The 2303-nt window shown below is 24.9% G+C and carries 3 protein-coding genes; all 3 read right to left on the reverse strand.

Going from position 1 to position 2303, the window contains the following annotated elements; genetic code table 11:
- Positions 1 to 371 (reverse strand): hypothetical protein (locus tag R5Z65_RS09930; RefSeq protein WP_317368879.1); only part of this gene is annotated, 371 nt, incomplete at its 3' end.
- A 94-nt stretch (positions 372 to 465) separates the two neighbouring features.
- On the reverse strand, positions 466 to 1422 hold the full coding sequence (locus R5Z65_RS09935) for a ParB N-terminal domain-containing protein (RefSeq protein WP_317368880.1): 957 nt from the start codon (positions 1420 to 1422) through the stop codon (positions 466 to 468).
- Entirely contained in the window at positions 1415 to 2194 is a 780-nt protein-coding gene (locus tag R5Z65_RS09940; RefSeq protein ID WP_317368881.1) for a ParA family protein, read from the reverse strand. Before R5Z65_RS09940 ends, R5Z65_RS09935 begins: the two co-directional genes overlap by 8 nt.
- Positions 2195 to 2303 lie beyond the last annotated feature (109 nt).

The raw sequence follows: 2303 nt of genomic DNA on the forward strand, positions 1-2303 counted from the left end.
TTATCTTCTTCTTTTATTTCCCATTTATAATTAATTACTCTTTTATAGCTTGAATAATTACCATTTGTATTTTTAAGCTCAAACAAATATCTATAAGTTGGCCTTGGGTTATCAAGTTCTAAAACAGCTATTCCTTTTGTACCTCTGTTTATAAATCTTCCAACGTTGTTATTCCATACATTCATTGTAGCTAAAAACTCTGCATTTGGGTTTTGGTTATGTATTAAAACTATGTTATCAAAAGGGTATTTGTTAAATTTTACTATTGTATCTAATAAGCTTTTTAAGTCATCGTTAGTTTTTATATTATCAACTGTTTGTTGATACTTTAGTTTTAATTCTTGTATTTTTTTATTACTAATAACAATCACTCCTTTGTATTTTTAACTTGTTCGCCATTGGCGAACAAGTTCTGTATTAAGTCATTTTCAAGGCTTACAAGGTTTTAAAGTTACATCTGTGCCACTAACCTACATCTATATTTTTATCATTGAAATACATTTCTAAAGCCTTATCTATTATATATGCTATTTCCTTATCATCACTTGTAGAATTAAAGTATTTATCTATAACAGTATTAGGTATTTTCTTATATTTTGCTCTTGTTCTCTTATATTTATTTTCATTTAATAAATAACTTTCTAAGTTATCTAAATTTAATCTATCTTCTTTAAATAGATTTTTTAGTTTCTCAGACTTTTCAATGGGTATTTTTACTCCATTATCTATAAATATATTTATTTCATTTTGTATATCTTCATTATCTATAAAAGATAAGTTATATCCAGCTCTTATAGGTAAAATTTCATTATCTATCTTTTCTAATAAACTTGGGATTAATTTAGCTAATCTCATATATCTAGCAACTGTATCTTTAGATAGATTGTAGCTATCTCCAACTTTTTTAATAGCTTTATTATGATTTGAATTTACAAAAATATTTTCTTTCATTAAATTACCTATTTCTTGTAATAAATCTGTCCTTCTACCTTGACATTTTAAAGTCTTATAATGTTGTTCTAATGTGTATGCTCTTTCAGAATGGCTTAAATCACTAAATGAACGTTGCATTAAGTTTGTTTCTGTTACAATTAATGTTGCTTCATCTAGTGTTAAGTCATTTTTTATAACACAAGGTATCTCATCAATACCTGCTATTTTACAAGCTTCAACACGATTATGTCCACTTAATATAATAAAATCGTATTCATTTTCCCATACAATTATAGGTACAATAACTCCATAATCTTTTAAACTTTGTACCATATTTTCAAGTCTTTCTCCTGTATATAACTTAAATTTATGGTTAGGAAAGTGTTTTAGTTTATTTATTTCAATTTTATTTATTTCTTTTTCATCTACTGTTCCTGTTGCAAAATTTAACATTTTGCTAAAATCATCTAGCTCCATTTCATTACTCAATTTGTAACACCTCATTTACTAAGTTTTTATATGCTTTTGCTACTATATTTGTTGGTAAGTATTCACATATAGTTTTCTTATATATTGTAGCCTCTGCAACTTTTATACTTCTTGGTATTATAGTTTGAAAAATATTTATTTCTTCTTTAAAAGCATTATTTAGCATCTCTTTTACTTTTTTTGAAGATTTTGTATTTTCTTTGTCCATTGTTATTAAAATTCCGTCAATTTTTAAATTTTTATTTACTTTTTTTATAACTTGGTAATGTTTTATAAGCTCGGATAGTCCTTTTGCTGATAATATTTCTGCTTGAGTAGGTATTATCAAGCTATCAGATGCAACCATTACATTTAACATAGCTGTTCCTATTTGAGGCATACAGTCAATAATTACATAATCATAATCAACTTTTATTTTATCAATAAATTTTTTTAATATATATTCTCTAAAATTTACTGTTGATAGTTTTGTTTCTAAAGTAAACAGGTTTGCATTTGAAGGTATTAAATCTATACCTTTATTTTTAATTATGTAGGTTTCTTTTAACGGTAATTCCTCATCTTTTATAATATAATTTATAATTGTAGATATGGTTATTTTAATATTGTTTGGGTTTTCATCACTCATTATTAAAGTTGAATTAGCCTGTCCATCATAATCTATTAATAAAACTTTTTTTCCTTTTTTAGCGAATAAATAAGCTATTGTTGTCGCAGTAGTAGTTTTGCCAACACCCCCTTTTTCATTTGTAATGGCTATAACTTTACTCATATATTTCAGCTCCTTTTTATAGATTTTAAAAAATAAAAAAATAAGACTTAATCAAACCCCTTGATAATTCAAGGTTTATTAAATTAAGTCTTATTATAGCAAGTTCATC

It is taken from the genome of uncultured Tyzzerella sp. (assembly GCF_963558545.1).
In the GTDB taxonomy this organism is placed as follows: domain Bacteria; phylum Bacillota; class Clostridia; order Lachnospirales; family CAG-274; genus Tyzzerella.